We start from the raw sequence: 1,843 nt of genomic DNA, 5'->3' as shown, positions 1-1,843 counted from the left end.
GATTGAGATATTTGATTCGCAAACAACTGATTCGCTTGACCGATCTGCGCTTCCGTAGCTTTCTGCTCACGGAAAGCCTCGCCTTGCTGCTGAATCCCTTGCAGCATTCCGGCAAACTGCTGCGCCGTCATTGGGTCCTCTGTATAAATCATACCTAAAAGCTGCTGCCGTAAAGCCTCATCGTTCAAACGGTATTGACGAGCTTTCTCTTGTAACCCAGACTCGAGCTGCATAAACTGCGCGTCTCGCGCTGTCTGCAAAGCCCCGCGAGCTTCAACATCTGTTGAACTTCCCAACATGCCACGCCTTGCTTGCTGCATCGCGTTTCCTATCAAACCAAGACGATATGCTTCATTGATTTGATTTCGTCCAAGTTCGCGTTCAGCCACGAGCCGCTGAGCTCTCTCTTGCTCACGGCGAGGATCAGCAAACATCGAATCTACAGTGCGCGCCTGGTATGCGCGCTGCCGCCCAATCATGTAATCTCGATACCGCTGTTGAAACTGCAACAACGCGTTCTGAATCGCATCTTGATCACCAGCAGCCAATACTTGCCTAAGTTCACCTTCAAGATCGCGCACAACATCATCACCATGTGCGCGCATTTCGCCCATATATTTATTGTATATATCCGATTTCCATTGGTCAAGTTTACTCTGCTTCGTATCTAAACGCTGTTTATAACTCGCCGCTTCCGCTAGCGACCCGACCTTTGTTGCCCCTGTTTTCTTCCCTAGCTTTAGCAATTTTGTTGCGTTTCTCATAAATTTTTTCATATCGCCCTCCTATTAGTGTTATAATGGTATCTAGAATCTCACCTATATTACTATAAGACAAATAATACAGGTCAGTTCTTGTCTACTGAAACACTACAAACCGTATCGAGAAATTATGGTTTAGCTCTTATATATTTATTAACGGCAAAAACTGGCGGCATGTTCTCGTGCGCTATGTTATTGCCTTCCTCCTTAAACTCATTTTCAACATACGGACCGCTCCCTGATACCCCAAGTGTTCCAGCGGCATCAGACCTAATTACTTTACTCATGTGCAGTACATTATGACCATGCTTCGGCATCTCATCAATTGTTAATTTGTGATACTCCGCGCCATCATATGCACCAACATCACGATTACGCGATGTGTAAGGATCTCCTTTACCTGTATCGTAATAATTAGTACTACCTGGTATAATTGCTAACCTACCAGCACCTACTGTAAGCCTGCCACGCAAATCGGGCACTTTAAAAACATAGTCATCTTTTAGAGTACTAGGTAAAACATCATGCAGCTCAGGATAAGCCTCTTTACCATATGTTTTACCATCACATAACAACCATTTTGCATCATTCAACGTCCCACACACATCAATAATACAACCAACTGGAAACGTTAAGGACGTAGCAAACTGTCCAATATAAGATTTCAATGTTTTCACATTCACCGCGTGATAGTCGTCATTAATATTCGCGTCACCCAAATTAACAATCAGCTTTGTGTTCATCTGCAAATTACCGGTCATCGCGCGACTTCCATCAATTAACAAAAACCCACTAGTATCAAGCGCGCTAGCGGTAACAATATAATCCAATTGCTTTTTAGTCACCGCATCATTATCCTCCGTCGCCGCCGCCAGATTCTTAATCTGCTTACCACCTAGATCAAAATGCCCCGTCGCTGGCACACTCCCATCACGGAAGAAATATTTATTAAGAGGTTCGACAGCATCTTTAAACACCTTAAAAGCTTGATATATCTCATAAAGCGCTTGTTCGACATTTGCAGCATTATAGAGCCCAGCTTCGTCGCGGATACCAATCATCTCAGCCCCATCGACACCGGC

Annotated in this window: 2 protein-coding genes; both read right to left on the bottom strand. The window is 44.5% G+C overall.

Annotated features, from left to right (window positions below; all coding sequences use genetic code 11):
• On the bottom strand, nt 1–776 hold a 776-nt coding region (locus tag NZM04_09985), incomplete at its 3' end, for a hypothetical protein (protein ID MCS7064347.1).
• Nucleotides 777–889: 113 nt separating this feature from the next.
• Nucleotides 890–1,843 (bottom strand): tail fiber protein (locus NZM04_09980; GenBank protein MCS7064346.1); only part of this gene is annotated, 954 nt, incomplete at its 5' end.

The organism is Candidatus Methylacidiphilales bacterium, assembly GCA_025056655.1.
Lineage (GTDB): Bacteria > Verrucomicrobiota > Verrucomicrobiia > Methylacidiphilales > JANWVL01 > JANWVL01.
Note: the sequence above shows the minus strand (reverse complement) of the source record. Positions and strands in the feature narration are given on the sequence as shown.